Annotated in this window: 25 protein-coding genes; 14 read left to right on the top strand and 11 right to left on the bottom strand. The window is 60.2% G+C overall.

Annotated elements, in window-relative coordinates; genetic code table 11:
- Positions 1 to 226 precede the first annotated feature (226 nt).
- The 3 genes from RYZ20_RS07955 to RYZ20_RS07945 form a co-directional block, all read right to left on the bottom strand.
- Positions 227 to 1363: a Fic family protein gene (locus RYZ20_RS07955; RefSeq protein WP_317672183.1), complete on the bottom strand. Its 1137-nt coding sequence runs from the start codon at positions 1361 to 1363 to the stop codon at positions 227 to 229.
- A 433-nt stretch (positions 1364 to 1796) separates the two neighbouring features.
- Complete coding sequence (locus RYZ20_RS07950; RefSeq protein WP_317672181.1) at positions 1797 to 2036, bottom strand: hypothetical protein; 240 nt, start codon at positions 2034 to 2036, stop codon at positions 1797 to 1799.
- Positions 2020 to 3690 (bottom strand): DUF927 domain-containing protein, encoded by a 1671-nt coding sequence (locus RYZ20_RS07945; RefSeq protein WP_317672179.1) that lies wholly within the window; start codon positions 3688 to 3690, stop codon positions 2020 to 2022. Before RYZ20_RS07945 ends, RYZ20_RS07950 begins: the two co-directional genes overlap by 17 nt.
- On the opposite strand from RYZ20_RS07945, the gene RYZ20_RS07940 reads away from it, so the two are divergent.
- From RYZ20_RS07940 to RYZ20_RS07930, 3 genes are all read left to right on the top strand, one after another.
- Complete coding sequence (locus tag RYZ20_RS07940; RefSeq protein WP_317672176.1) at positions 3652 to 4173, top strand: Mu-like prophage major head subunit gpT family protein; 522 nt, start codon at positions 3652 to 3654, stop codon at positions 4171 to 4173. The genes RYZ20_RS07945 and RYZ20_RS07940 overlap by 39 nt on opposite strands.
- A gap of 199 nt (positions 4174 to 4372) precedes the next feature.
- Entirely contained in the window at positions 4373 to 4816 is a 444-nt protein-coding gene (locus RYZ20_RS07935) for a phage virion morphogenesis protein (RefSeq protein WP_317672174.1), read from the top strand.
- Positions 4817 to 4919: 103 nt separating this feature from the next.
- Positions 4920 to 5303, top strand: coding sequence for a hypothetical protein (locus RYZ20_RS07930; protein WP_317672172.1), 384 nt, complete (start codon positions 4920 to 4922; stop codon positions 5301 to 5303).
- Positions 5304 to 5974: 671 nt separating this feature from the next.
- Here the strand turns inward: RYZ20_RS07930 and miaB are convergent.
- Positions 5975 to 7306 carry a tRNA (N6-isopentenyl adenosine(37)-C2)-methylthiotransferase MiaB gene (gene miaB / locus RYZ20_RS07925; protein WP_317672170.1) on the bottom strand — a complete coding sequence of 444 codons (1332 nt, stop codon included), beginning with the start codon at positions 7304 to 7306 and terminating at the stop codon, positions 5975 to 5977.
- A gap of 152 nt (positions 7307 to 7458) precedes the next feature.
- On the opposite strand from miaB, the gene RYZ20_RS07920 reads away from it, so the two are divergent.
- Both RYZ20_RS07920 and RYZ20_RS07915 read left to right on the top strand, forming a co-directional pair.
- Complete coding sequence (locus RYZ20_RS07920) at positions 7459 to 8331, top strand: hypothetical protein (RefSeq protein WP_317672168.1); 873 nt, start codon at positions 7459 to 7461, stop codon at positions 8329 to 8331.
- Between the two features lie 96 nt (positions 8332 to 8427).
- Complete coding sequence (locus RYZ20_RS07915) at positions 8428 to 10356, top strand: AsmA family protein (protein ID WP_317672166.1); 1929 nt, start codon at positions 8428 to 8430, stop codon at positions 10354 to 10356.
- A gap of 62 nt (positions 10357 to 10418) precedes the next feature.
- Here RYZ20_RS07915 and lepA read toward each other — a convergent pair whose 3' ends face one another.
- Entirely contained in the window at positions 10419 to 12218 is a 1800-nt protein-coding gene (lepA, locus tag RYZ20_RS07910) for a translation elongation factor 4 (protein ID WP_317672164.1), read from the bottom strand.
- Positions 12219 to 12359: 141 nt separating this feature from the next.
- Between lepA and RYZ20_RS07905 the strand changes: the two genes are divergently transcribed.
- The 3 genes from RYZ20_RS07905 (at position 12360) to RYZ20_RS07895 (ending at position 13644) form a co-directional block, all read left to right on the top strand.
- Complete coding sequence (locus RYZ20_RS07905) at positions 12360 to 12935, top strand: DUF2867 domain-containing protein (RefSeq protein WP_317672162.1); 576 nt, start codon at positions 12360 to 12362, stop codon at positions 12933 to 12935.
- An 11-nt stretch (positions 12936 to 12946) separates the two neighbouring features.
- Positions 12947 to 13135, top strand: coding sequence for a heavy-metal-associated domain-containing protein (locus RYZ20_RS07900; protein ID WP_317672160.1), 189 nt, complete (start codon positions 12947 to 12949; stop codon positions 13133 to 13135).
- Positions 13136 to 13335: 200 nt separating this feature from the next.
- On the top strand, positions 13336 to 13644 hold the full coding sequence (locus tag RYZ20_RS07895; RefSeq protein WP_317672158.1) for a hypothetical protein: 309 nt from the start codon (positions 13336 to 13338) through the stop codon (positions 13642 to 13644).
- On the opposite strand, the gene RYZ20_RS07890 is transcribed toward RYZ20_RS07895, so the two are convergent.
- Complete coding sequence (locus RYZ20_RS07890; RefSeq protein WP_317672156.1) at positions 13641 to 14084, bottom strand: low molecular weight protein-tyrosine-phosphatase; 444 nt, start codon at positions 14082 to 14084, stop codon at positions 13641 to 13643. The genes RYZ20_RS07895 and RYZ20_RS07890 overlap by 4 nt on opposite strands.
- A gap of 27 nt (positions 14085 to 14111) precedes the next feature.
- On the opposite strand from RYZ20_RS07890, the gene RYZ20_RS07885 reads away from it, so the two are divergent.
- A complete protein-coding gene (locus tag RYZ20_RS07885; protein ID WP_317672154.1) occupies positions 14112 to 14801 on the top strand; it encodes an NAD-dependent deacylase in 690 nt (229 codons plus the stop codon).
- 171 nt (positions 14802 to 14972) lie between these two features.
- Positions 14973 to 15260 (top strand): 50S ribosomal protein L28, encoded by a 288-nt coding sequence (gene rpmB / locus RYZ20_RS07880; RefSeq protein ID WP_317672152.1) that lies wholly within the window; start codon positions 14973 to 14975, stop codon positions 15258 to 15260.
- Positions 15261 to 15364: 104 nt separating this feature from the next.
- Here the strand turns inward: rpmB and RYZ20_RS07875 are convergent, their stop codons facing one another.
- Positions 15365 to 16243: a LysR substrate-binding domain-containing protein gene (locus RYZ20_RS07875; protein ID WP_317672150.1), complete on the bottom strand. Its 879-nt coding sequence runs from the start codon at positions 16241 to 16243 to the stop codon at positions 15365 to 15367.
- Between the two features lie 140 nt (positions 16244 to 16383).
- Here RYZ20_RS07875 and RYZ20_RS07870 point away from each other — a divergent pair, with 140 nt between their 5' ends.
- Positions 16384 to 17961, top strand: coding sequence for a trimethylamine methyltransferase family protein (locus RYZ20_RS07870; RefSeq protein WP_317672148.1), 1578 nt, complete (start codon positions 16384 to 16386; stop codon positions 17959 to 17961).
- 85 nt (positions 17962 to 18046) lie between these two features.
- Positions 18047 to 20026: an oxidoreductase gene (locus RYZ20_RS07865; RefSeq protein WP_317672146.1), complete on the top strand. Its 1980-nt coding sequence runs from the start codon at positions 18047 to 18049 to the stop codon at positions 20024 to 20026.
- On the opposite strand, the gene RYZ20_RS07860 is transcribed toward RYZ20_RS07865, so the two are convergent.
- The 4 genes from RYZ20_RS07860 to RYZ20_RS07845 form a co-directional block, all read right to left on the bottom strand.
- A complete protein-coding gene (locus tag RYZ20_RS07860) occupies positions 20023 to 20976 on the bottom strand; it encodes a GlxA family transcriptional regulator (RefSeq protein ID WP_317672144.1) in 954 nt (317 codons plus the stop codon). The genes RYZ20_RS07865 and RYZ20_RS07860 overlap by 4 nt on opposite strands.
- A 68-nt stretch (positions 20977 to 21044) precedes the next feature.
- Positions 21045 to 22034 carry a glycine betaine/L-proline ABC transporter substrate-binding protein ProX gene (gene proX, locus RYZ20_RS07855; protein ID WP_317672142.1) on the bottom strand — a complete coding sequence of 330 codons (990 nt, stop codon included), beginning with the start codon at positions 22032 to 22034 and terminating at the stop codon, positions 21045 to 21047.
- A 41-nt stretch (positions 22035 to 22075) separates the two neighbouring features.
- Entirely contained in the window at positions 22076 to 23014 is a 939-nt protein-coding gene (locus tag RYZ20_RS07850; RefSeq protein ID WP_317672140.1) for an ABC transporter permease, read from the bottom strand.
- A 15-nt stretch (positions 23015 to 23029) separates the two neighbouring features.
- Entirely contained in the window at positions 23030 to 24121 is a 1092-nt protein-coding gene (locus RYZ20_RS07845; RefSeq protein ID WP_317672138.1) for a quaternary amine ABC transporter ATP-binding protein, read from the bottom strand.
- Positions 24122 to 24251: 130 nt separating this feature from the next.
- On the opposite strand from RYZ20_RS07845, the gene RYZ20_RS07840 reads away from it, so the two are divergent.
- Together RYZ20_RS07840 and RYZ20_RS07835 are read left to right on the top strand one after the other, a co-directional pair.
- On the top strand, positions 24252 to 24974 hold the full coding sequence (locus RYZ20_RS07840; RefSeq protein WP_317672136.1) for a GntR family transcriptional regulator: 723 nt from the start codon (positions 24252 to 24254) through the stop codon (positions 24972 to 24974).
- On the top strand, positions 24971 to 25873 hold the full coding sequence (locus RYZ20_RS07835; RefSeq protein ID WP_317672134.1) for a dihydrodipicolinate synthase family protein: 903 nt from the start codon (positions 24971 to 24973) through the stop codon (positions 25871 to 25873). Before RYZ20_RS07840 ends, RYZ20_RS07835 begins: the two co-directional genes overlap by 4 nt.
- The last annotated feature ends 2 nt before the right edge of the window (positions 25874 to 25875 follow it).

Genomic DNA, 25875 nt, shown 5'->3' with positions numbered 1-25875 from the left:
TGCTCCTTCAGGATGCCAATGATTTGCACTTCGCTGAAACGGCTTCTCTTCATCGTCTGTCTCCTCAGTTGGAGAACAGCCTAACCTCAAATCGAGGACTTTTCAGGGGAGCACGTCACCCTGAACGCCTTTCAGCGGCCTTTGTCGAAGCCCGTCTAAAACACCAGGCCGCGTAAACATTAATCCAATGCGAAGACGTCACATTTTTTGTTTGGAGCAGCAACTACTATGCTCGAACAAGAGCAATAAGGGGTTCGAATGCGTACAGGGCTGCGCGCCTTCCGGAAGATGGCGCTAGTTCAAGTAGTAGGCCGCGATCTAAAAGAGCACGCGTGAAACGAGCCGCAGTTTGCTTCGGGATGCCGCTCTTTCCTGTAAACTTGTTGTTTCTGAAAATGGGCTGCGTGAAGATAAAATCTTGTGCGTTCGTTGCCCATTGCGAGGCGAGTGCTTCTCGGAACACCGGTTTCATTTCTTCATAGAGCGCATTGATCCTCTGAGCAGTATCTAAGTTTCTGCGGGCTTGTTCGGCTAAAGCCACGAGGAAAAACTCTGCCCAGCCCGTCCAATCATTGTTTAAGGACACTTGCCTCATGCGCTCTATGTATTCAGCTTTTTCCTCTTCCAAATATCCGCTGATGTAGAAATGAGGACGCGAAATCACGCCTTTTTTCCATAGCAATAGCGTAATCAACATTCGACCTATCCGCCCATTGCCATCATTGAATGGATGCAGTGCCTCAAATTCGATATGGGATATGGCAGTGGTTAAAAGAGCTAGAAGGGTATCACCATTCATAAACTCAACTAGGTTCTGCATAGCCGGAGCAAGCTGCTCGGGAGTGATTGGAATAAAGTAGACCTCCTTCTTCCGATCATCGCCTATATAATTTTGCTCTGTTTTATAAACACCCGGCGTTTTGAAGGCCCCTCTTCCAAAGCTCAGCAAGTGACGGTGTGTCTGTCGAATCAAGAATTCAGAGATGGGCTGACCTTCTTCCAGCGCTGTTTGTGCTCGCCTCAAGGAGCTGGAATATAGAAATACTTCTATAGCTTCACTGCGGGCCTTACCGGACGAAACCTCATCGTCATCGCTGTCAGCTTCAATTTGAAGCACTTCATCCAATGTGGATATTGTTCCTTCCATCCGGGATGAGACAACTGCTTCTTGTCCCCGAAGTGAGGTCAGAAGTATTTCACTGTTGTGCAGTGATTGTAGCATTTGGTCATATCTGGCCAATGCCTCCGTTGCTTCCGCAAGAGGGCGAACTAGCCTTGAGTAGTCTAGGCTTTGTGGTGGGAACTTCCCGTAATGGTATTCTACAGCGTTTTCGAACGAGTAGTTTTCTAGAGCGTAGCGCATTTGTGTCCCAGAATTTCGGAAAATCTCTCATCAAGAAGTAAGCGGCATCAATGCGAATGTCAATTAGAGTCTCAATTTTAACGATCTTGGGACGCAAGCGTGTTTGATGATGTTGCCTGATACCCTACGGCGTTTGAGTGCGCCGTTAGGGTGTTTCTGGGACGCAAGCGTGTTTGATGATGTTGCCTGATACCCTACGGCGTTTGAGTGCGCCGTTAGGGTGGTTCTGGGACGCAAGCGTGTTTGATGATGGTGCCTGAGACCCTACGGCGTTTGAGTGCGCCGTTAGGGGGTTTCTGGGACGCAAGCGTGTTTGATGATGTTGCCTGATACCCTACGGCGTTTGAGTGCGCCGTTAGGGTGTTTCTGGGACGCAAGCGTGTTTGATGATGTTGCCTGATACCCTACGGCGTTCGCATACGCTGTTGCACTATTATCCACGCTGCAAGCCTCGAAGGGTCAGGGCTTCGGCTTCCTCGCGTGTCATGCCACCGCCGTATTCACGGATAGCGGCACGTTCCTGCATCAGGTCGCGCACCAGCCACTTGGGTAAACGTTCCCCGTTGTAAACCGCCGTGCCATCCTCGTTGGTGCTGGGCGGGGCTGTGGCGGGCGCTGGGGGCGTTTGATCGAACAATGCGCCCAAAGCCTGCCAATCAGGTTTCCGGGCCATCTGCTCCCCCGTCCAGCCTGTCCCGGTCAATCTGGTAAAGGCGGTGCTTTCCGCCGCCGCTGGACACGTGAAACACCTTATTCGGCTTGCCGCCTTGACTGACGATCACCCCCGCCGCCATGAGTTCAGCCACCACCGCGCGAAAATCCAACCCTGCCAAGATTTCCTTGAGCGGTTCGGCCATGAAAAAGAAGGTGCTTTCGACTTCCTCAACATCCGGGTTGCCTTCGATTTTCACGAACCCGAGGCGGTTGGTAATCACCATGCGGTCAGAGCTTGACCGCGCCCATCGCTGAAAGCGGCTTGAGCCGTGAAGTTGAAGTGCCTCAGAAATCCGCCGCTTGGCTTCGGCCACTTCGCTTGAACCCACCCCGCCACGTTCCGCCAGCCAATCCAAAAAACACCGTTGCGCTGCGCCCAGCGCCGCCCCGGCTGGCCATCTTGTCACGTCCAGCGCCGTGGCGATTTCACCCGCCGCCGCCACTAGTGCGAACCGATCCGCCACGCGCCGCACCTGCCCGTCAGCACCGGGCGGCAAAGCGGCCTCAGTGAACCTCTTGCGTAGGTCTGCCACCTGTTCCCGGTATTCCGCCACATCTTCCGCCAGCGCCGCCACAAAGGCGCGGCCTGCCGTGCCGAAGTGGGTGTTAGCCGATTTCTTCAGGCGCTGGGCGAAGGTGGCCGGGTCAGCCGCGCCGTGCGTGTTGTCGAATATCCCCATGCCTGCGCCAGCATCGGCCCGCAGGTCGATAACACGCACCTCCATGCCCGCCGCAATTCGGCCACCGCCTTCCTTGATCTTGTCCGCAAGTGCGATTTCGCCGTTACTCAGAAACAGAACCCGCCATTCCAGCACCTTGCGGGCTTGCCCCTCGCGCCCAGCGCGGGCCTTGCCTTTGCCGTTCGCCAGCATGTATGCTGCCGCCCCCGCTGCCCGCGCGTCCACCTGCGATAATTCATCGAGGCATAGCAGGCTGTCGCACGACATTGCGGCAACACTTTCTAGCGCATTGTCCGTGGCCCGCCATTGGCGTACAAACCCCCGCGTTCCGCCGCCGCCCCAGACCGATCCCGCCACCGTCAGGGCGGTGGATTTCCCCGAGGATGAAGCGCCGCGAAAGTGAAAGCCGCCGCCTTCGTCGCCTGCCAAGGCTAACAGGGGCGCGGCAAAGGCCGCAGAAATGGAAAGCACCAACCGGGAATTGCCCAGCGCAGGCGTGGCGATTTCCGCCTGCCAATCCGCCAACTGACCGGCAATGTTGAACGCGTGGTCAGGTTTTTCCGCCGTTTGGAGCAACACCTGTTCGCCACCCTCAGCCGTGCCAATAGGCCCGTCGGGCAGGACATAGGTCTCACCATGCCAGCCCACCCGGCCCACACACCGCGCCCGCGTTTCAGGCTCAGCGGTAATTAGGTATTCCAGAAGCCAAGCCTTGGCATCACGGCGCGGCTCAAGTTCGAACCCCAACCGCAACAATTCCGCCCGCAGCGGATCACCAGCACCCGCTAAAAGGGCGGCGGGCATCGCCCAGGTATGCGCCAGCCCGTCACGGTCAATCACGCGCAGAAGCCGCCCCCAATCCTCGCCTTCGTCATTCCGTGTCAGGGCCAGAAGATGCAATTCCGATCCGAACCGCACCCAGCTTTTTCGCACCGTGCCGTCATCGCTGTCGCGTTCGATCTGACGATACACACCTGTTTCATCAACCTTGAACGGGAAGGGACGCCTTTTCGCTTTCTCACGCTGGGCTTTGTCAAACCGCTGATCTGGCAGGAACGCGAGGGTTATCAGCTTCAGGCGGTCAACAGCCAGAATGACTTCAAGGTGTTCCTTTCCGACATTTATCACTTTGGCATTCGCGCCCGCGTCAATGCCGGATTTGGCCTGTGGCAGCTTGCGTTCGGCTCCAAGGCTGAGTTGACGCCCGCGAATTACGCCGCTGCCCGTGCCGCTATGATGAAGCTGCGCGGCGATCAAGGCCGCATTCTGGGCATCAAGCCGACCGTGCTTGTCGTCGGCCCAGAGCTTGAGGAAATGGGCCACCGTATCGTGAACTCGGAAAACTCGACGGGCGGTGATACTAACCCATGGAAAGATAGCGCCTCGCTGATCGTGTCACCCTATCTGGGCGCTTGATCCTCCTGAAAGAACGTCTGGCGTGTTGTCCATATCACGCCAGATCGTGGCGGGCAGTTTCTCCAAAGGTCTAGGATCTGCCTGCCCGTATTTTTCAAGCATACTGGCCCCGTTTTTTCGCCTTGTTCATGGGGTCAGAACCGGGGCGGATGGTCATGTGATTGGGTGCCATCCGCCCCACTTTGGAAGGAAAAAGGAAATGGCCGGTGTTACTGCCCAACTTACAACCGTTGGCCTTGATGAAGCCATCAGACGGCTGAGCCGCCTTGAGGGGTTCGAAATGGCCGAGCTGACTGATGCAGCGGGTGCAATTCTTAAAAGCTCCACGCGCGACCGCTTTGACACCAAGACGGCGCCTGATGGAACGGACTGGGTGCCGTGGTCAGATGCCTATGACGACACGCGCGAAGACCGCCATTCGCTCCTCGTTGAAGAGGACGATCTGCGCGACAGCATCGCCAGCTATTCGACCGGCGTCGAAGTCCATGTGGGGTCAAACCTGATCTATGCCGCGCATCATCACTTTGGTGGCGATGAAATCGGCAGCGGCATCCCCGCGCGCCCCTACCTCGGGATATCTGATCAAGATGAGAGCGATCTTGCGGATCTTGTAACTGGAACCCTTGAAGGGTTGCTGGCGTAACCATGCCAAAGGTCAAGCAATACACCGCAGAAGAGTAAGACGCCTTTTCCAAGTGGCGGCATCTGCAGAAATGGCAACGCGGCGAACTATACGAGGTGAAGGCATGAGCGAAAATATCCGTGTCAAAATCAGAGACGCCTACGCGCAAATCAAAGCTGGCAAAGCAATGTTTGAAGAGGGTTTAAAAGCCCTTTCAAACGCTCTTCAAACAGTCGGCTCGTGCGAGGATTACTTGCTTCAACACGGGCTAGACAACCTGCCAGAATGCAATGTCCCGGTGACTGAGCATCGCAAAGAACACCGCATGGGCCGCGTGCCGAAAATCGACAGTGACCCGGAACTCCAAGCCTTTATCCTTGCTCGTATCGACCGATTGACATACGCTCAAATCGCGCATGAGGTGGCGGAGCATTTCCCGGAACCGCGCCGTGTCGGCAAATCAGCGATCAGTAACTGGTGGCGGGATCAGATCGCGCAAAGAAGCTGAGAACGGGCAAAACTCCGCTGCTGCAACTTTATCTGTCACTCACTGAAAAAAATTTTGGCGGGCTACAGAGAAGTCACCGCCTGCTGGTTCCGATGGACTAACGAGCGTCGGTTTCCTGTAGCTCGTGCAGGTGGCGAGCCTGCCCCGCGTGACGCCACTCCAATCACGCGGTTATGGGTTTCGTCTCCGCCCCGAGGGCGGCAGCTTGCAGTTCTCGCACATCCGGAGCCGGATGACGTCTGTGCTCCAGAAGCGATTGGCGCAGCACATGCACACGCGCCAACCGACCTTCCTGACCACAAGGGGCGGGTTGTGGTCATGGTCGAGCACCGGCTCACGCCGCTTACCCCCATCCCATGCCCACGGCCTCGGTTCTTCAAGCCGCTCCCCCAGCAGCACCACCTTGGCGCGCTGCTTGCGCTCGCGCTTGCCGCCCATACCCCCTTGGCTCGGCGCGGCCTGCGGCTGTGTGCTCGGCTGTGCCGGGACTACGGGGGCGGCCTGTCGCGAGCGGCGAAGGGTGGCCTTCTTGGTCGCGATCCGGTCACACTCAACGCAACGCCCACATCTGCAAAATCAGGACATCAGAGCCGGAACGTTTCTTCCCAAACCCGATCCACCAGATGCCGGGACTGAACACCCAGAGAGAAGCCCCCTCACCACACAAACAATCAGAAATCAGCGACCAACTCACCCGCAAGCGAATTCGGTGCCGTGCCGGTGATCCGCACCCGCGCCAGAATGCCCGGACGCAGCCCCTCGCCGCGCACATGCACCGCTTGCAGATAGTCGGATTTCCCGACCCACTGGCCTTCAAGACGACCGGGCTTTTCGAACAGAACGCCAACCTCGCGCCCGACCATCCCCTCTTGCGCCGAGCGCTGCTGCAAAGTGACCAGCGCCTGCAATTCCTGCAAGCGGGCATCGGCCACCTCGGCTGGCACCACGTCCTTGCGATCGGCCGCCGGCGTGCCCGGCCGCGGCGAATATTTAAAGCTGAACGCCGCGCCGTAATTCACCGCCCGGATCAACTCCATCGTATCGGCAAAATCCTGATCGGTCTCGCCGGGGAAGCCCACGATAAAATCGCCCGAGAGCATCATATCGGGGCGCGCGGCGCGGATTTTCTCGATCAGGCGCAGGTAATCCTCGGCGGTGTGTTTACGGTTCATCGCCTTGAGAATCCGGTCAGAGCCGGACTGCACCGGCAAATGCAGATAGGGCATCAGCTTGCGCTCTTCGGCATGGGCCGCGATCAGTGCGTCATCCATGTCGTTCGGGTGCGAGGTCGTATAGCGGATACGCTCCAGCCCGTCGATTTTCGCGAGTTCCCGCACCAGACGCGCCAGCCCCCAATCGCCGTCCGGCCCCTCGCCGTGATAGCCGTTCACATTCTGGCCCAGAAGCGTGATTTCGCGCACGCCCTTATCGACCAGCTTTTGCGCCTCGGTCAGCACCTTGCCACCGGGCCGCGAGATTTCCGCCCCGCGGGTATAGGGCACAACGCAGAAGGCGCAGAATTTGTCGCAACCTTCCTGCACCGTCAGAAACGCGGTCGGGCGGGCGGCCTGCGGACGGCTTGGCAGGTGGTCGAATTTATCCTCAAGCGGGAACTCGGTATCGACCGGTTTTTCGCCGCGCTCGACCGCCTGAACCATGTCGGGCAGGCGGTGGTAATTCTGCGAGCCGACAACCAGATCGACCAGCGGCATCCGGCGGCGGATTTCCTCGCCCTCGGCCTGCGCGACACAACCGGCTACACCGATTTTCAGATCAGGCTTGGCGTCTTTGAACGGCTTGAGCCGCCCGAGGTCGGAATAGACCTTTTCAGCCGCCTTTTCGCGAATGTGGCAAGTGTTCAGCAACACCATATCGGCCTGGGCCGGATCGTCGGTCAGCTCATACCCTTTCGCGCCCATGGCCTCGGCCATGCGCTCGCTGTCATAGACGTTCATCTGACAGCCGTAGGTCTTGATATGCAGCTTCTTCGGCGTCTCGGACATCCGGGCCTCCATTCATTCGCGCGCCGCGTGATACTGCGAAACACCCCGCGCCCGCAACCATAAGTGCCGCGCAAGGCTTGCATTCGCGCCCGCCCCGCCCCATCCTGCGCCGCAACAACGAAGCACAAACACCGATCCGGGCCGGGGCAGGCATGGAATATCAATCGCTTGATGCGTTTCTCACCGAGAGCAAAGACCTGCTGGCAGCAGGTCCAGTTGCCATGATTTTCGCCGAAGATCTGGTGGAGGTAGTCTCGACGCTGCGCCACCATATGCGCGCGGGCTTCAGGACGATCCTGCTGCTTGGCCCGAACGAGGTATCCTTGCCGCCCGATCTCGAGTTGCGCACACACCGGATTATTTATCCCGCGCATATCACGGGCAAGCTGACCGAGGCCGTGAACCGGATTATCGAGGCCGCGCCACCGAAGACATGGCTCTATTACTGCTATAACGGCGAATATCTGTTCCACCCGTTTTCGGAAACCCGCGATGTGCGCGAGCTGCTGACCTTCCACACCGAGGAACGCCGCAACGCGATGCTGACCTATGTCATCGACTTGTATGCGCCGGACCTGGCGGACAATCCGAACGCGGTGAACCTGAAAGAGGCAATGATCGACCGCGCGGGCTATTTCGCGCTGGCGCGCCCCGATCCGGCCAACCACAACCACCCGAAAGAGCGGCAGCTCGATTTCTTCGGAGGCCTTCGCTGGCGTTTCGAGGAACACATCCCCGCCAACCGACGCAAGATCGACCGGATTTCCCTGTTCAGGGCCAAGCCGGGCCTGAAGATGCTGGAAAACCACACGTTCAACGACGAGGAATACAACACCTACGCCTGCCCGTGGCACCATAACCTGACGGCGGTGATCGCTTCGTTCCGCGTGGCGAAGGCGTTGAAATTCAACCCCGGTTCGTCCTTCGACATCCATAGCTTTCTGTGGCACAACTCGGTCCCGTTCGAGTGGAACTCGCAACAGCTTATGGACCTTGGGCTGATGGAGCCGGGGCAGTGGTTCTAGTCACCAAATCTTGAAGCTCTCCAAGGGGTTTCGGTTGTCGCCCGCGCGCGCGCCCGCTACGCTCGCCCTTGTGGCAAGAGTGAAAAGGTGTGTGTCATGAGAGTGCTTGTTCGAATTCTGGTCGCGCTGATCCTGTGCGTGGTGGTTCTGGCCGCCGGCCTGCTGATGCTTCCGGGTGACAAGATCGCGCAGGTTGCGGTGGATCAGATCAAGGCCCAGACAGGTCGCAGCGTGACCCTGAAAGGCGAGACGCAGGTCAGCTATTATCCCGTTCTGGGCGTCAGCACCGGCAGCATCGAAATAGCCAATGCCGACTGGTCGGACGCTGGCCCTCTTATGGTGGCCGACAGCTTGAAGATCGGGGTTGATCTGGCCTCGTTGATTGGCGGCGAGATCAAGATCACAGGGCTTGAGGCGGTCAATCCGAACCTGCTTCTGGAGCGCGCCAAAGATGGCCGCGTGAACTGGGATCTGGGCGTCGAAGGCGTCGCGACCACCACGCCCGCCGCCGCATCGAAAAGCAACCCGCTGGCCCTGTCTTTGAACCGCGCGCTGGTTAGCGGCGGCAAGCTGCGCTTCCTCGATCATCAGGTGGGCGGCGAAACCCGCGTCGATGATCTGGCGATTGATCTGCGCTGGCCCGAGTATCGCGGCGCCGCCAGTTTTGACCTGAGCGCGCGGCCGCAGGGCGCGTCATTGCTTTCGGTTTCGGGCGAGGTATCACAGCTTGCCAACCTGATCGAGAACGGCTCCAGCCCCGGCAAGTTTACCGCCAAGGCCGACGGCGGCAGCGCCAGCTTCACCGGCACAATCAGCGCGCCGTTGCGCCTTGAAGGTGCGGTCAAATTGCAGTTTTCGAACACCAGTGCCTTTCTGGCCTCGCTCGGCGTCAAGGGCATCGAGGTGCCGCAGGGGCTTGGCCGCGCGGCCAGCGCCGAGGCCGACCTGAGCCTTTCGGAGAAGATGGTTCTGAGCCTGAAAAACCTGCGCCTCACGCTGGACCAGAACAGCCTGTCGGGCGCGGCACAGGTCGATCTGGGCGCAACGCCCCCCAATGTGACCGCGACGCTTGCGGCAGGCACGCTTGATTTTTCGGGGCTAGCTGGCGGAGGTGCGGGCGGCGGCGGATCAAGCGCGTCCGCTGGCGGTTGGTCAAAATCCCCCATCGACGCCAGCGCGCTTGGCAGCTTCAACGGTAAAGTGGACATCAGCGCCAAAGGCCTGAACGTCGCGGGGCTGACCTTTGGCGCAACCAGCGCCAGCGCGGCCGTCGACAACTCGCGCGCGGTGGTTACGCTGAACAGGCTGGCGGGCTACGCGGGCACGATCACCGGACAAGTCGTCGCCAACAACCGCAAGGGGCTAAGCGTCGGCGGCTCGGTCAAGGCCAGCGGCATGGAAATGCAGACGCTTTTGCGCGATCTCGCAGGCGTCGACCGCTTCACCGGACAGGGCGAGGCGCAGCTTGAGTTCCTTGGCTCGGGCAACTCGACCCACGCGATCATGAACTCGATTTCAGGCAAAGGCGCCGTCTCGATGGGGCGCGGAACGATCAAGGGGTTCGACCTCGACAGCCTTATGCGCAAGGGACTGGCGACCGGCGGGACCACCGTTTTCGACAGTCTGTCGGCCAGTTTTACGATGGACAAAGGCAACCTGACCAACAACGACCTGTTGCTGAAACTGCCGGTGATTTCGGCAACCGGCAAAGGCCGCGTCGGGCTTGGGGCGCGCGACATCGACTATCTGTTCACCCCCAAAACCGCGAGCGCCGAGTCGACCGGCGGCGTGGTTATTCCGGTGCGTATTCGCGGCTCGTGGGATAATCCGAAAATCTGGCCCGACATGGACGAGGCGATTGATCTGAACCTGAAAGAAGAGAAAAAGGCGGTTCAGAAAAAGGCCGAAGAAGAGGTCAAAAAGAAGCTCGGGATCGAAACCCAGGAGGGCGAAAGCCTTGAAGACGCCGCCAAGAAAAAGCTTGAGCAGGAAGTGCTCAAAGGTCTGGGCAAGCTGTTCAAGTAATCACCAACAAAAAGCCCCGGAGCGACAAGCGTTCCGGGGCTTTTAACTCTGGCAAGAGGCGATCAGTCGTCCATCTTGAGCGCGGCGATAAAGGCCGATTGCGGAATTTCGACCTTGCCGAACTGACGCATTTTCTTCTTACCGGCCTTCTGCTTCTCCAGCAGCTTTTTCTTCCGCGTCGCATCGCCGCCGTAGCATTTCGCGGTCACATCCTTGCGCATGGCGCTCAGCGTTTCGCGCGCGATAACCCGCCCGCCAATCGCTGCCTGAATCGGGATCTTGAACATATGACGCGGGATCAGGTCTTTCAGTTTTTCAACCATCGCGCGGCCACGGCTTTCGGCGCGGTCACGGTGCACCATGATCGAGAGCGCATCGACCGGCTCGTCGTTCACAAGGATCGACATCTTTACCAGCACATCCTCGCGGTAGCCCGTGATCTGATAATCGAAGGAGGCATAGCCCTTGGTCACCGATTTCAGACGGTCGTAGAAATCGAACACCACCTCGGCGAGCGGAAGGTCATAGACCACCATCGCGCGCGAACCGGCATAGGTCAGGTCCATCTGGATACCGCGACGATCCTGACAGAGCTTGAGCACATCGCCCAGATAGTCATCCGGCACCATGATCGTCGCCTTGATGCGCGGTTCCTCGATATGGTCGACATAGGTCAGGTCGGGCATATCGGCGGGGTTGTGCAGATCGCGCACCTCGCCGTCTTTCATGTGCAGCTTGAACACAACGCTCGGCGCAGTGGTGATCAGGTCGAGGTCATACTCGCGCTCCAGACGGTCGCGGATCACCTCAAGGTGCAAAAGCCCGAGGAAACCACAGCGGAAGCCGAAGCCAAGCGCCGCCGAAGTCTCCATTTCCGAGCTGAAAGATGCATCGTTCAGTTGCAGCTTTTCAATCGCATCACGCAGATCGTCGAAATCGTTGGCATCCACCGGGAACAGCCCGCAGAACACCACCGGCTGCGCGGGTTTAAAGCCCGGAAGCGCCTTGTCGCAGGGGCGTTTTTCATGCGTGATCGTGTCGCCCACGCGGGTATCGCGCACCTGCTTGATCGAGGCGGTCAGCACACCGATCTCGCCCGGACCCAGTTCCGCAATGTCCACCATGCGCGGCTTGAGAACGGCCAGTTTGTCGATCCGGTAAGACGCACCGGTCTGCATCATCTTGATCTGGTCGCCTTTTTTGATGACCCCGTCCATGACGCGGATCATAACGACAACGCCCAGATAGCTGTCATACCAGCTATCGACCAGCATCGCCTTGAGCGGCGCCTCGCGATCGCCCTTGGGCGCAGGCAGGCGATGCACGATCGCCTCAAGCACGTCCGGAATACCAAGTCCCGTCTTGGCCGAGATCGGAACCGCGTCCGACGCATCAAGGCCGATCACATCCTCGATATTCGCTTTCACCGCATCCGGGTCGGCGGCGGGCAGGTCGATCTTGTTCAGGACCGGCACGATCTCGTGGTTCGCATCCAGCGCATGATAGACGTTGGCCAGCGTTTGCGCCTCGACGCCTTGGGAGGCATCCACCACCAGAAGCGAGCCTTCGACAGCCTGCATCGAGCGCGACACCTCATAGGCAAAGTCGACGTGTCCGGGCGTGTCGATCAGGTTGAGCACATATTTCTGCCCATCCTTCGCCGGATACTCGATCCGCACGGTGTTGGCCTTGATCGTGATGCCCCGCTCGCGCTCAATATCCATCGAGTCTAGCATCTGCGCCTTCATATCGCGCTCGGCCACCGTTCCGGTCATCTGAATGAGCCGGTCGGCAAGCGTGGATTTACCGTGGTCGATATGCGCCACGATGGAGAAATTGCGGATGTGATCAAGATCGGTCATGGGCGCGCGTATAGCCTTTAAAAACGGGGGCGGGAAGAGGGATTCGCGGAGACCCCGCCTGACCCGTCTCCAATGCGGAACCAACGGCTTGTTTCGCGGCACAGCGACTGCCATAGTCCGGCCATTTCAGAGGTTTCAGGTATGAGTAACAGCCGTTCAGCACCATTCCCGCCAAGCTACCCCGCGCCGCCCTCCTATCCGCAGACGGCAAGGCTTCTGGCACCCGCCGCAGAGTGCAGCTTTCTGCACCTCGCCCGCACGACAGTTCCGGTCTCGCTTGATGCGCTTGGCAGCTGGAACGCGGTGATGGCGCAGCCCCTGCCGCTTATGGGTCTCGCCTTTCGGCTCCGCGATGTGATCTCGGCGCGGTTCGGGGTGCGAAAGATCGGCGGGTTCAGCACCGCCCCGCGTCACTCCGCGCAGGCGGGCGAGTATCTGGACTTCTTTCTGGTCGAAGAGATCACCCCCACGCGGCTTCTGCTCTCCGAGCGCGACCGCCATCTTGATGTGCTGACCTGCGTCACCGCCACCCCCTGCCCCGAAGGCACCGAGATCGCGATTACCTCGTCCGTGAAACCCCACAACACGTTTGGTCGTCTCTATATGGTTCCGGTCGGGCCAGCCCATAAACTGATTGTGCGCGTCATGCTGGCGCGGCTGCGCAAAACTCTCTTGCAAAGTCCTCCTGCGCCTTTCACATCTGGACCAAACCCATAAGGAGCCCCGCGATGATCCTGTCCGTTCCCAAAATGACCTGCGGCCACTGCAAAAAGGCCGTCGAGGCCGCGATCGAAGAGGTTGGCGGCAAGGCGACCGTCTACCTTGAAGACCGTGAAGTCGAGATCAGCGGCCTGCCGGAAGCCACCGTTCTGGCGGCCCTCAAGGGGGCGGGCTACGAGGCCGAGGTCGTCGAGTAAGACGACCACTCGGGGGACAGACCCTATATCTGGGGTGGAGGCCGCCGTGCCCCACCATCCCTTTTGCCACCCCGTTCAATCCCTTTGAACACGGCGAATTCCAGCACGATTCATTGCTCTGACGCCGGATTTACGCTATGGTTTTCCGGTAACAAGCGCGGGCGACCAATGTAGCCGCCCGGCAGATATGAGACAGAGCAATGATCAAACCCTTCTTGATATTGGCCGGTGTGGCAGCGGTCTGCGCAGTCGCAGGTGCAGCCCAGGCCGGCGCGATCGACAAAGCCTGCCAAAAGTCCGAGCGCCCCGGAAACCGCGCATTGTGCGGCTGCATCCAGCAGGTCGCGGACATGACGCTATCGGGCAATGACCAGCGCCGCGCGGCGGGTTTCTTCAACGAGCCGGACAAGGCGCAGCAGGTCCGCCAGTCGGACCACGCCTCGGACGAGAGCTTCTGGCTGCGCTACAAAGCCTTTGCTGAAACCGCCGAAGCGCTGTGCGCCCGCTAGTGCGCAAGCCCTGACAGCAACGCACGCGCGCCCTCTTCGATCAGATCGAGGCAGCCGTCGAAATCGCGCGTATAATACGGGTCGGGCACTGCGTCCGGCCCGTTTGCTTTGTGCAGGAACAACCGCAGCTCTGCCCGCGCGGACGCGGGTCTGCGGGCAGCAGCTTCGCGCAGATTGTCAGCGTCCATCGCGAGAATCAGATCGAAGTGCTCAAAATCCGCGGCCGTCAGCTGGCGTGCCCGGAGGTTCGACATGTCATAGCCACGCGCATGGGCCGCACGTTGCATCGGCGCATAGGGTGCCTCTCCCACATGCCACGGCCCGGTGCCTGCCGAATCCAGATGCAGTTCCAGCCCCGTTTGGCGCGCCAGTTGGCGGGTTACCGCTTCGGCGGCAGGCGAACGGCAGATATTGCCAAGACAGAGAAACAGAATACGCATAGGCTGCGTTTAGCGAAGGGAGCGCGCATGGCCAAGATCGTTGTTCTGACGGGCGCAGGGATTTCTGCGGAAAGCGGAATCAGGACCTTTCGGGCGTCGGATGGGCTATGGGAAGATCATCGGATCGAGGATGTTGCGACGCCCGAAGGCTGGCTGCGCAACCCGATCCTTGTGCACCGCTTCTATAATATGCGCCGCAAGGCCGCTGCCGAGGCTACCCCCAACCCCGCCCATCTGGCGCTTGCTGCCTTGGAGGGCGATCCCCGCCACGAGGTTTTGATTGTCACACAAAACGTGGACGATCTGCACGAACGCGCGGGATCGCAACGCGTTATCCATATGCACGGCACATTAACGGGCGCGCTGTGCCATGCCTGCGGCTTTCGCTGGCCAGCGCCGCCCGAGATGCACCATACTGACGCCTGTCCCGCATGCGGCGCCCATACCACCCGCCCCGACATCGTCTGGTTCGGAGAGATGCCCTACCGGATGGAGGAAATCTGGAGCGCGCTGCGGGCGGCCGATCTGTTCGTCTCGATTGGCACCAGCGGCAATGTCTATCCGGCAGCAGGCTTTGTGCAGGACGCCTCGCGCGCGGGCGCTGAAACGCTGGAGCTGAATCTCGACCCTTCGACTGGCTCGGACTGGTTTGACGAGGCGCGCCACGGCCCCGCCAGCGAGCTTGTGCCGCAATGGGTGCGCGAGATATGTTCCTGACGTTCGACGGCGATGCGCACTGAGTGCATAAATTCCGCATGAATCGCTTGACGCGCGCAGGCTTTCCCCGTATCCCCCGCGAACGGATTTCCGGGCGCTGCCTTTGCGGCGCCTGCATGTGTTGAAGAGCGGGGCGAATCTACGCCCCCGAGGAAACGAAGGATTGATGCTATGTCGCGCGTTTGCGAACTGACCGGCAAAGGCCCGATCACGGGCAACAAAGTGAGCCACGCGAACAACAAAACGCGTCGTCGCTTCCTGCCGAACCTGAACGAAGTTACCCTGATGTCGGATGTGCTTGGCCAGTCGTTCAAGCTTCGCATCTCGGCAGCGGGCCTGCGTTCGGTCGACCACCGCGGTGGTCTGGATGCCTACCTTGCGAAAGCCAAGGACGTCGAACTGTCGACGAAAGCACTGAAAATCAAGAAAGCGATCGAAAAAGCTCAGGCAGCCGCCTGATCTTTCGCGCTAACTTGCGAATTCAAGGCCCTGCCATTCGGCGGGGCTTTTTTACGCACACGGCATCGGCACGGGCAGGCAGCAAGGATTTTCGGCGACATCGGTCAGCCTTCGAGCAGACAATCATAGACAAGCCGCGCGCGCTTCGAGGCATGGGGATGCAGCTTGATATAGAAATCCTCGGGCGTCTCGACGCGGTCGGGCAGCAACGGCACCAGCCGCCCCGTTTCCAGATAGCCTTGCGTCAGTCCCGTCCAGCCAAGCACCGCCCCCATGTCATCCTCTGCCGCTTGCAGAGCGATCATATAATTGTTCACGCGGTGTCCTCCGCGTAGTGGACCTTTGTAGCCAAGGTGGCGCAGCCATCCGCTCCAATCGACCCAGCCCGTCGTCGAGGCATCCAGATGAATCAGGGAAAGCCGCGCCAGATCCTCAACCCGCTCGACCGGATGAGCGGCAACAAACCGTGGACTGGCCAGTGCCATGATATGATCGTGAAACAGCACGCTGCAGGTGCCGTTGTCGCGCGACATATCCCCGTAATGGATACTCAGATCACATTCGAGGGGCGTTTCCCCCGTATCGCTGACCATCTGCGCCACGGAAACATCACCATGCGCGCGCCAGAATTGCGCCAGTTTTGGCGTGAGCCAAAGTGAACTGACCGCCGTTGAGACCCCGATCGTGACCGAAGCGCGCGTCGAGCGTTGTCGCAACTGGTCGACAGCCTCGCCCATCGCCTCGAAGCCCCGCTGCAAAGCAACCAGAAGATAGGCACCCGTCTCGGTCAGGGCGACGCCACGGTGATGGCGGCGAAACAGGGCGGTGCGCAATTCGGCCTCCAGCGCCTTAACCTGATGGCTGACCGCAGCGGGGGTGACATTCAGCTCGCGCGCGGCCTCTTTGAAGCTGACGTGGCGGGCTGCGGCCTCGAAGGCGACAAGTGCGCTCATGGCGGGAAGGTCATAGGGGCGCTTGGACATTTCAACGGCTCGGGTCTGGGAAGGTCAGGCAAGAGTTTCGCATTAGCCCACCTAATGCAAGGGAAAGATTTTCTGCAATTGCCAGAAACCGGATTCGCAGCCGAAATAGTCCGGATTTCCCTGAATTCTGGACGACAGCCATGACCGAGACGCCCCTTGCGCCCCCTTCCGCCCGCCGCAGCCGTAGCCGTGGCCGTTCGCAATCGCCGCGCAGTAATGAACCGGGGCAGAACCTGCACCTGCGCGTTCCCTATATAACGCGCAACATCCCGACCTATGACCTGCTAAGCGAAGAGGCGCTGGACCGGATCGAGGCCACGGCCGAGCGTATTCTGGCCGAAATCGGCATCGAAGTGCGCGACGACCCCGAAGCCGTGCGGCTTTACCGCGAAGCCGGCGCAAGCGTGAGCGACGTGTCCGCAAATGCGTGGCGCGTGAAGTTCGAGCCGGGCATGGTCCGCGAGATCCTGAAAACCGCGCCCGCCGAATTTACGCAATGCGCGCGTAACTCGGCCAACAACGTGGTGATCGGCGGCAAGGCATCGGTCTTTGCGCCGTCCTATGGCTCGCCCTTCATCATGGATATTGATGGCACGCGCCGCTACGGCACGATTGCGGACTTCGAGAACCTTGTGAAGCTTGGGCAATCCTCGCCGTGGCTGCACCACTCGGGCGGCACGATCTGCGAGCCGACCGATGTGCCGGTGAACAAGCGCCACCTCGATATGGTTTACGCCCATATGCGCTATTCGGACCGTGGTTTCCTTGGCTCGATCACCGCGCCCGAGCGCGCCGCCGACAGCATCGAGATGTGCCGCATCCTGTTCGGCTCGGGGTTTGTTGATAATAACTGTGTTATCATGGGCAACTTCAACACCACCTCGCCGCTGGTGCTGGATGGTGTGACGACGCAGGGCATCCGCACCTATGCCGAGGCAGGTCAGGCGTCGATCCACCTGCCCTTCCTTCTGGGTGGCGCGGTGTCTCCGCTGACGATGGCGGGTTCGGTCGCGCAATGTCTGGCGGAATCGATGTCGTCCTGCGCCCTGACACAGCTTGTGCGTCCGGGTGCGCCGACGGTTCTGGCGGGCTTCCTGTCGTCGATGTCGCTGCGCACCGGCTCGCCCACCTTTGGCACCCCCGAGCCTGCGCTTGGTTCGCTGGTGATGGGGCAGCTTGCGCGGCGCCTGCAACTGCCGCTGCGCTGTGCGGGGAACTTCTCGACCTCGAAGATGCCCGACGGTCAGGCGATGCAGCAGTCGATGATGTCGATGATGTCGGCCATTCAGGGCGGCGCGAACTATATCCTGCACTCGGCGGGCTTCCTTGATGGCCTGCTGTCGATGTCCTACGAGAAATTCGTGATGGATACCGATATGTGCGGTGCGCTTCATGCCTATATGAAGGGGATGGAGGTCGACGAGGATGCGCTTGGCTTCGACGCTTTGGCGCAATTCGGGCCGGGCGAGCACCTGTTCTCGACCGACCATACGCTGCGCCACTATGAAACCGCCTATTGGGACAGCGCGCTGAACGACGATCAGCCGTGGGAAACCTGGTCCGAGCAAGGCGGGATTGATGCAGCTCAGCGTGCAAATACGCGGTGGAAGAAGATTTTGGCCGAATACGAAGCCCCGCATATGGACGAGGGGATTGACGAGGCGCTGAAAGACTATATCGCGCGCAAGAAAGCCTCGATGCCGGATGCTTGGTATTAAGATGCAAAGGGCGCGGCGAATGGGTCGCGCCCTTGTTCGTTTCATGCCAGTCTGACCAAAATACGACTCTGCCGGAAAGCGCGCTATGAGCCTCAAGCACATTTTTTCGCCCCTGCAACTGCGCCACAAAATCCTGAAGAACCGGATCGTTTTCGGCGCGCATACGACCAACATGGCACAAGACGGGCTGCCCGGAGATCAGCACCTTGGCTATTATGTCGAACGTGCGAAAGGCGGGGCCGCGATGATCGTGGTCGAGCCGATGCCGGTTCATGCCGCTGCCGTTCTGACGCGGGGCAATTTCCGCCATTCCTCGGACGATGTGATCGCGCCTTTTCGCCGCATCACCGAAGCCTGTCAGGCCGAGGGCGCGGTGATGATCCAGCAGCTTTACCATGTCGGCGCACATGGCGACTGGGACAATAGCTGGCACGCGAACTGGTCGCCGTCCGGCGGGCCAAGCTATCACGACAACGACGGCAGCCACGAAATGACCGTGGCCGAGATCGAAGAAACCATCGAGGGTTTCGTGCAATCCGCGATCCGGTGCCAGAAGGCGGGCTTTGACGGGGTCGAGGTCTGGGCGGCCTATCACTGCCTGCTGGACCAGTTCTGGACGCCGTTTTCAAACCAGCGCAGCGACGACTGGGGCGGCAGCCTCGAGAACCGCACCCGCTTTTCGCGCGAAGTGATGCGGCGTATCCGTGCGGTCTGCGGCGAGGACTTCATCATCGGGCTGGCGATCAACGATGCTGCCGAGGTCGAGGTCTGCCTGAGCCGCGACGAGATGGTCGAGATCGTGGCGCTGCATGATGCCGAAGGGTTGATGGATTACGTCACCGTCGGGTCGGGCAGCTATTTCGAGCATCAGAAAATCCTGCCTACCTTCCAATACCCCGAGAACCTTGGCGCCGATCTGGCCGAGCGCCTGAAACAGGCGGGGCTGTCGGCGCGGGTGACGGCGGAATCGAACATCCGCACGCCGGAGAACGCGAATACCCTTCTGGGTGCGGGCCGCAGCGATCTGGTGTCGATCGTGCGCGGGCAAATCGCTGACCCGCATCTGGTCAATAAGACGCGCGAGGGGCGCACGGATGATATTCGCGGCTGTCTGTGCTGCAATCAGCAGTGTTGGGGGCGGCGTGGGCGCGACTATTATATCTCATGCCTGATCAACCCTTCGGTGGGGCATGAATATCTGTGGGGCGGTGACAGGTTCACGCCTGCCGACAACCCCAAATCCGTGTTGGTGGTGGGCGGAGGTCCTGCGGGGCTCGAGGCCGCGCGCGTCGCCGCCGAGCGCGGGCATAGGGTTATTCTGGCCGAGGCCAGCGCGGAGCTTGGCGGCCAGTTCCGCCTTGCCGGGCTGCAACCGCGCCGCGCGCAGATCACCGATCTGATCGACTGGTATGGTCGTCAGCTCGCGCAGCTTGGGGTCGAGGTGCGTTACAACACCTACCTCGATGCCGATGAGATCGCCGCCATCAGTGCGGATGAGGTGGTTCTGGCGACCGGATCTTTGCCCGAGGGCACGGGCTTTCAAAAAGCGCTGCCTCATATCGCAACGCTTCCGGGTGTCGGTCGCGGGAACGTCTCGTCGACCGAGGATGTGATGGGCCGCGCGGCGCGTCTGGGGCATCGCGTGATCGTGCTGGATGAGGGCGGCCATTGGCGCGGCATCGGCACGGCATGGCATCTGGCCGAAGCCGGTCATGCGGTGACGATTGTCACGCCGGACGCGATGATCGCGCGTGAACTGGGGCGCTCGGCCGCCGATCTGCCCGCACGCCAGACGTTGGCGGGATTGGGCGCGCGCTTTGTGACCGAGGCCGCGATTGCCGAATGGACCGATGCGGGGGCGCGCTGTGTGTCGCTTTTAACCGGAGAGGCGTTCGAGATTGCCGCTGATACGCTGGTTCTGGCGACGGGCAACCGCGCGGATACGGCGCTTTATCACGACCTTTTGGCTCTTGGGATTACGCCGCATCTGATCGGCGACGCCAGCGCACCGCGCCTTGCCGCCGCCGCTATCCGCGAGGGGCGGCTGACGGGGCTGGCGCTTTAACTCAGCCGGCCCCGCTGCATCATCGGTGAAATGCCATAGGCCACGCGGTAGACGCGTGAAAAATGCCCGGCACTTTCAAAGCCGCAGGCAATCGCCACATCAATCACCGACATCTCGGTTTGCAGCAGCAGGTTGCGTGCGCGCTCCAGCCGCATATCCATGTAGTATTTCTTGGGCGAGCTGTTCAGGTATTTGCCGAAAAGCCGCTCCAGCTGGCGGATCGACAGCCCGATTTTTCCCGCAATCAACGCGGGCGAGACCGGCTCGTCCAGATTGGCGCGCATGATCTCGATCGCTTTGGCAAGATGGGCGTTGCGCATCCCGTTGCGCGATTGCAACGAGACCTTCTGCGCGGCGGTGGCATCGCGCGCGGCGCTATAGACCATCTGATCGGCCACCGCGACGGAAAGGTCATAGCCGTGATCGCGCTCGATCAGGTGCAACATCAGGTCGGCGGTTGCCGTGCCACCCGAGGCGGTGATGTGCTTTTCATCGGCCACAAAGACGTTGCGCAAGAGGTTCACTTCGGGAAATTCCTCCATGAACCCGTCATGGTATTCCCAGTGGATCGCCGCCGCCTGCCCATCCAGAAACCCGGCCTGCGCCAGAACATAGGCACCCGAGCACAGCGCGCCGATCGGTTTGCCGCGCTTGCGCTCTTCCCTGCGCAGGGCCGCGATCAGAGCCGAATGATCCTTCTTCTGCACATCCAGCCCCGAAAGCACAAACAGCCGATCATAGTCGGGCAGTTCGGAAAATTTGTGATGCGTGAGCAGCACCGAAGCATCCGAGCCAACGGCCCTCTCGCCATCGGCAGAGGCAAAGGACCAGCGGTAAAGCTGTTTGCCGCTCAGCAGGTTGGCGATGCGCAAGGGATCAACAGCGCAGGTCAAGGCGAGGTGGGTGAAGTCTTCGACCAGCGCGAAGACAAAGTGCTGCGGACCCTTCATCGGGGCAACTCCAAAAAGGAAACCGCACGGGAGGCGCAAAGCCCCCCGTGCGGCAGGGTCAAAGCCGATTACTCGGCAGCCGCGCGGGCTGCTGCCAGCCAGCTATCGTAGTCGGCCTGGTGAGCCGCGATCCACTCGTCAGCATGACGGTCGATGTCAGCCATGCTCGACTGGCCATCAGCGATCATCTTGTTCTCTGCCGAGACGTCGTTGATGTCGATCTTGGCGACTTCGAACAGTTTGGCTGCTGCCGGGTTGGCCTCAAGGAAGTCATTGCGGGCGACAACGCGGATGCTGTCGACAGCAAAACCGAGGTTCTTGCCGTCGAAGGTGGTGTTTGCGTCACCGCCATCAGGCAGCGAGGTGTAGGGAACCGAAAGCCACTCGACATCGCGGCCCGGGACCAGCGCACCCGAAACCCAGTAGGGCGTCCAGGTGTAGTAGAGAACCGAGTCACCCGCCGCCTGACGCGCGATGGTGTCAGCGATAATCGCCTGATAGGAGCCTTGGTTGTGGGTCACGGTGTCGCGCAGGCCGAACTCGGTCAGTTGGTGCTCGATCACGCGTTCGCAGCCCCAGCCCGGAACGCAGCCAGCCAGATCGGCTTTGCCGTCGCCATCAGCGTCGAACTTGGCCGCAACTGCCGGATCTTTCAGGTCGCCAAGGTTCTGGACGCCCGAGTCATAGGTCGCTTTGTCGATCAGGTAGCCCTGAAGCGCGCCATCCAGCAGCGTGCCGACTTTGGTCATGACAGCCGAACCGCCCGACTCTTCGAAGAACGCGTTGTGCAGCTCGTTCCAGCTAACGGCGGTGAAATCCGCATCACCGGTGCCGATGGCAAGGTGGATCGTCTGGTATTCAACTTCGTTCGGCTCGGCGATCTCGTAGCCCAGATCCTCAAGCGCGCGGAACAGAACCTTGTGCTGGAAGAACTCTTCGATCTGCGTCGGCAGAACGGGGCGGACGGTCACACCGGCGCCGGGGGTATCGTTCGCCATTGCAGCGCTTGCCAGCATGGTGCTGGCGGACAATGCGGCGACAAAGGTCATTCTGAACATGGTTGGAGACTCCTCTGTTGTTGTTCAGTTTTTTATTATTTTCACGCGCGCCCGATCAGGCGCATTACCAGACCGACAGGGCCACCCTGCCACCAGTGACGGTGACCACGGTCGCGGCCAGACTGACCCAGACCTTGCGTGATCCGGTCAAGAACGATCGCCAGCAGAACGATGCCAAGGCCGCCCACAAGGGCTTTGCCCGCGTCAAGACGGCCCATGGCGCGCAGCACCTCGTTGCCCAGACCCTTGACCGAGATCATCGAGGCGATCACCACCATCGAGAGCGAGAGCATGATCGTCTGGTTGACGCCCGCCATGATGGTGGGGGTTGCCAGCGGCAGCTCGACCTTGAACAGGATCTGGCCCGGTGAGGCGCCGAACGCGCGCGCGGCCTCGACCACCGAGGGGTTTACGCCGCGAATACCAAGAGAGGTCAGGCGGATCAGCGGCGGCAGGGCGAAGATGATCGTCACGATCACACCCGAGACGTTGCCGATACCGATCAGCATCACGACCGGCACAAGGTAAACGAAGGCCGGAATGGTCTGCATGGTGTCAAGGACGGGGCGGATAAAGGTCTCGAACCGGTCGCTTTTCCCCGCCAGAACGCCAAGCGGCAGCCCGATGAAGAAGCACAGGATCACGGCCGAAACCACAATCGCCAGCGTTGTCATCGCCAGCCCCCATGCGTTGGGTGAAAGGAAGCCAAGCGCGGTCATCGAGACCAGCACCAGAATAGCCACGCGGCGGCCCGCGGCCTGCCATGCGATCAGCGTCAGGATCACCAGCATGACCAGCGGCGGAACAGCGTTCAGCGCGTTGTCGATGCCGACGATCATGTCGTTGAAGAAATTCTTGAACGGCTGGATCGCGTCACGGTGCCCGATGGCCCACGATTTGATCGAATCCGCGCTTTTCGCGATGCCCAGATCGAACGAGGAAAACGGGTCGAGAATGTTAAAACCGGTGTCTTTAGCCATTGTTCTCTCCCCCGATCAGTTCTTTTCCAGCGATGCGGTCACATCGCCGCTGATGTCGCCGCGAACGCCACGCAGAAGCGCGTTCTTGGTGACAATCCCCAGCGGTTTGCCGTCATGCTGCACCACGATCGGGTGCTGAGTGCCAATCGACAGATCCAGAAGATCGTCGAGCGAATGCTCGGGGTGCGCGACCGGCCATTCGGCGTGATCGAAGGAACCACGGCGCTGTTCGTAGGCCTCGAAGGTCTCCATGATCTTGGCCGCCGAAATCAGGTCGAGCTTGGAGATACCGGCCACAAAATCCGCGACGTAGTCATCGGCGGGTTGCGTCACGATCTCTTCGGGCGTGCCGATCTGGACCAGTTCGCCGTCTTTCATGATCGCGATGCGGTCGCCGATGCGGATCGCTTCATCAAGGTCGTGCGTGATGAAGAGCGTGGTTTTGTGCATCTCGGCGGAAAGCTTCATGAACTGGTCCTGAAGCTGACGACGAATCAACGGGTCGAGCGCCGAGAAGGGTTCGTCCATCAACAGAATCGCCGGATCAGCCGCGATGGCGCGGGCAAGGCCCACACGCTGCTGCATCCCGCCCGACAATTCGTCCGGGTATTTATGCTCCCAGCCGTCCAGATCGACAGCCTTGATCGCGCGCATCGCGTTCTCGTTGCGGGTGCGCAGGTCGTGTCCACGAACCTCCTGACTGAAGGCGACGTTTTCCAGAACGGTGCGATGCGGCATCAGCGCCATATTCTGGAACACCATGCCGATCTTCTCGGCGCGGATTTTGCGCAAGTCCTTGGCAGACAAGGCATTAATATCTTCGCCCTCGATGAAAATCGACCCCGAGGTTGGCTCGATCAGGCGGTTGATGTGACGGATAAGGGTCGACTTGCCCGAGCCGGAGAGGCCCATGATGCAAAAGATCTCACCACGCCCGACACTGAAGGACGCATCTTTGACGCCGACAACACAGTTATAGCGGTCGCGGACTTCTTCTTTCGAAAGCCCTTGCTCCAATACAGCGGCCATCGCTTCACGCGAACGGCCACCAAAAATCTTCCAGACGCCCTCGCAACGGATGACGTCGTCTCTTGTTTTATCGGTCATGCAGCTCCTCCATGCACGATGTATAAAAGGCACAGATTTAGATTGTAGACAAGATGTATTTTGATGGATACACATTGAAGACAAGCGGTCTGGCTTAAATACTCAAGCACAGCCAGACAGGAGATCTCCGATGAAAGACGACACCAAAAGCAAAAAAGCGACATGCCTTGAGGCATTGCAAAAGCGCATCCTGACGCAGGATCTTGCGCCGGGAAGCTATCTTGACGAGACGCTAATCGCTGAAAAATATGAGATTTCCCGCCCGCCGCTGCGTGAGATTCTGCGCCAGCTTGCGGGCGAGGGCTATGTGGTCCTGCACGAGAATCGCGGCGCGCAGGTTGCGCCCATGACGCATAAGACCCTGCGCAACTTCTTTGTGGCGGCACCGATGATTTATGCTGCGGTGACTCGGCTTGCGGCTGAGCACGCGACCACCGCGCAGATCATTAGCCTGAAAGAATGTCAGTGGGCCTTCCGTCAGGCGATCAAGAACGGCAACGCCGCCGAGCGCGCCATCGGGAACGAGCGATTCCATTCGATCATCGGTGATATGGCCGATAACGAGTTCCTGATTCCCAGCCTGCGCCGCCTGCTGATCGACCACACCCGCATCGGCATGACCTTCTACGATCCGCGCAAGGCGGACATGGCCTGCATTTCGGCCACTGCTGCCGATCAGCACGACCAGTTCATTGATCTGATCGAAGCGGGCGATGCCGAGGCTGCTGCCAATCTGGCGGTTGCGCATTGGGAGCTATCGCGCGCCCAGATCGAAAGTTTCGTCACCCCACCCAGCATTCAATACCCGCTTGGCCGCGTGCCAGGCGCATCCGAACAAAGAGGAGCTTCATGAAGTTCGAAGGGATATACACCCCTCTCATCACGCCGCACCGTGAGGACGGGTCCATCGACCGCGACGCCTTTGTCGCGCATATCGAAAACCTGATTGCCGCAGGCGTTCATGGCCTGATCAATGGCGGCTCGACGGGCGAATATTACGCCCAGTCGATGGATGAACGCATCGAGATGGCGACGCTGGCCAAAGAGGCGATCGGGGGCCGTGTGCCGCTGATGGTTGGCACGGTCGCGATCCGGCTTGAGGATTCGATCACCATGGCCGAGGCGGCTGCGAAAATCGGCGCGGAATGTATCCTTGTCGGCTCGCCGCCCTATTCGGTGCCGACCGAGCGCGAAAACGCGCTGAACGCGCTGGCGATCGACCGCGCCGCCGACCTGCCGATCATGCTGTATAACTATCCGGGCCGGATGGGCATCAACATGGGCGAGGAGTTCCTTGACCGCGTTGGTCGTTCGCGCAACTTCTGCGCCATCAAGGAAAGCTCAGGCGATATTAACCGCGTTCACCTTCTGGCGCGCGACTACCCGCATATCCAGATGTCTTGCGGCATGGACGATCAGGCGCTCGAATTCTTTGCCTGGGGTGGCCAGAGCTGGGTTTGTGGCGGTTCGAACTTCCTGCCCGCCGAACATATCGCACTGTGGAAAGCCTGCGTCGTCGAGGGCAACTTTGCCAAGGGCCGCCGTATCATGTCGGCGATGATGCCGCTCATGCGCGTGCTCGAACAGGGCGGCAAATTCATCCAGTGCATCAAGCATGGCGTCGAGATGAACGGCTATCTGGCCGGTCCGCCGCGCCCGCCTCTAAAGGGGCTGAACAAGGATGATAAACGGCAACTCGAACAGGTCGTGCGCGTTCTCAAGCGCACCGTCGCCGAAATCGAAGCGGAGTGAAG

This window comes from Pseudothioclava alba, from assembly GCF_033100795.1.
Lineage (GTDB): Bacteria > Pseudomonadota > Alphaproteobacteria > Rhodobacterales > Rhodobacteraceae > Pseudothioclava.
This window is presented reverse-complemented; position numbering and strand designations above follow the sequence as displayed.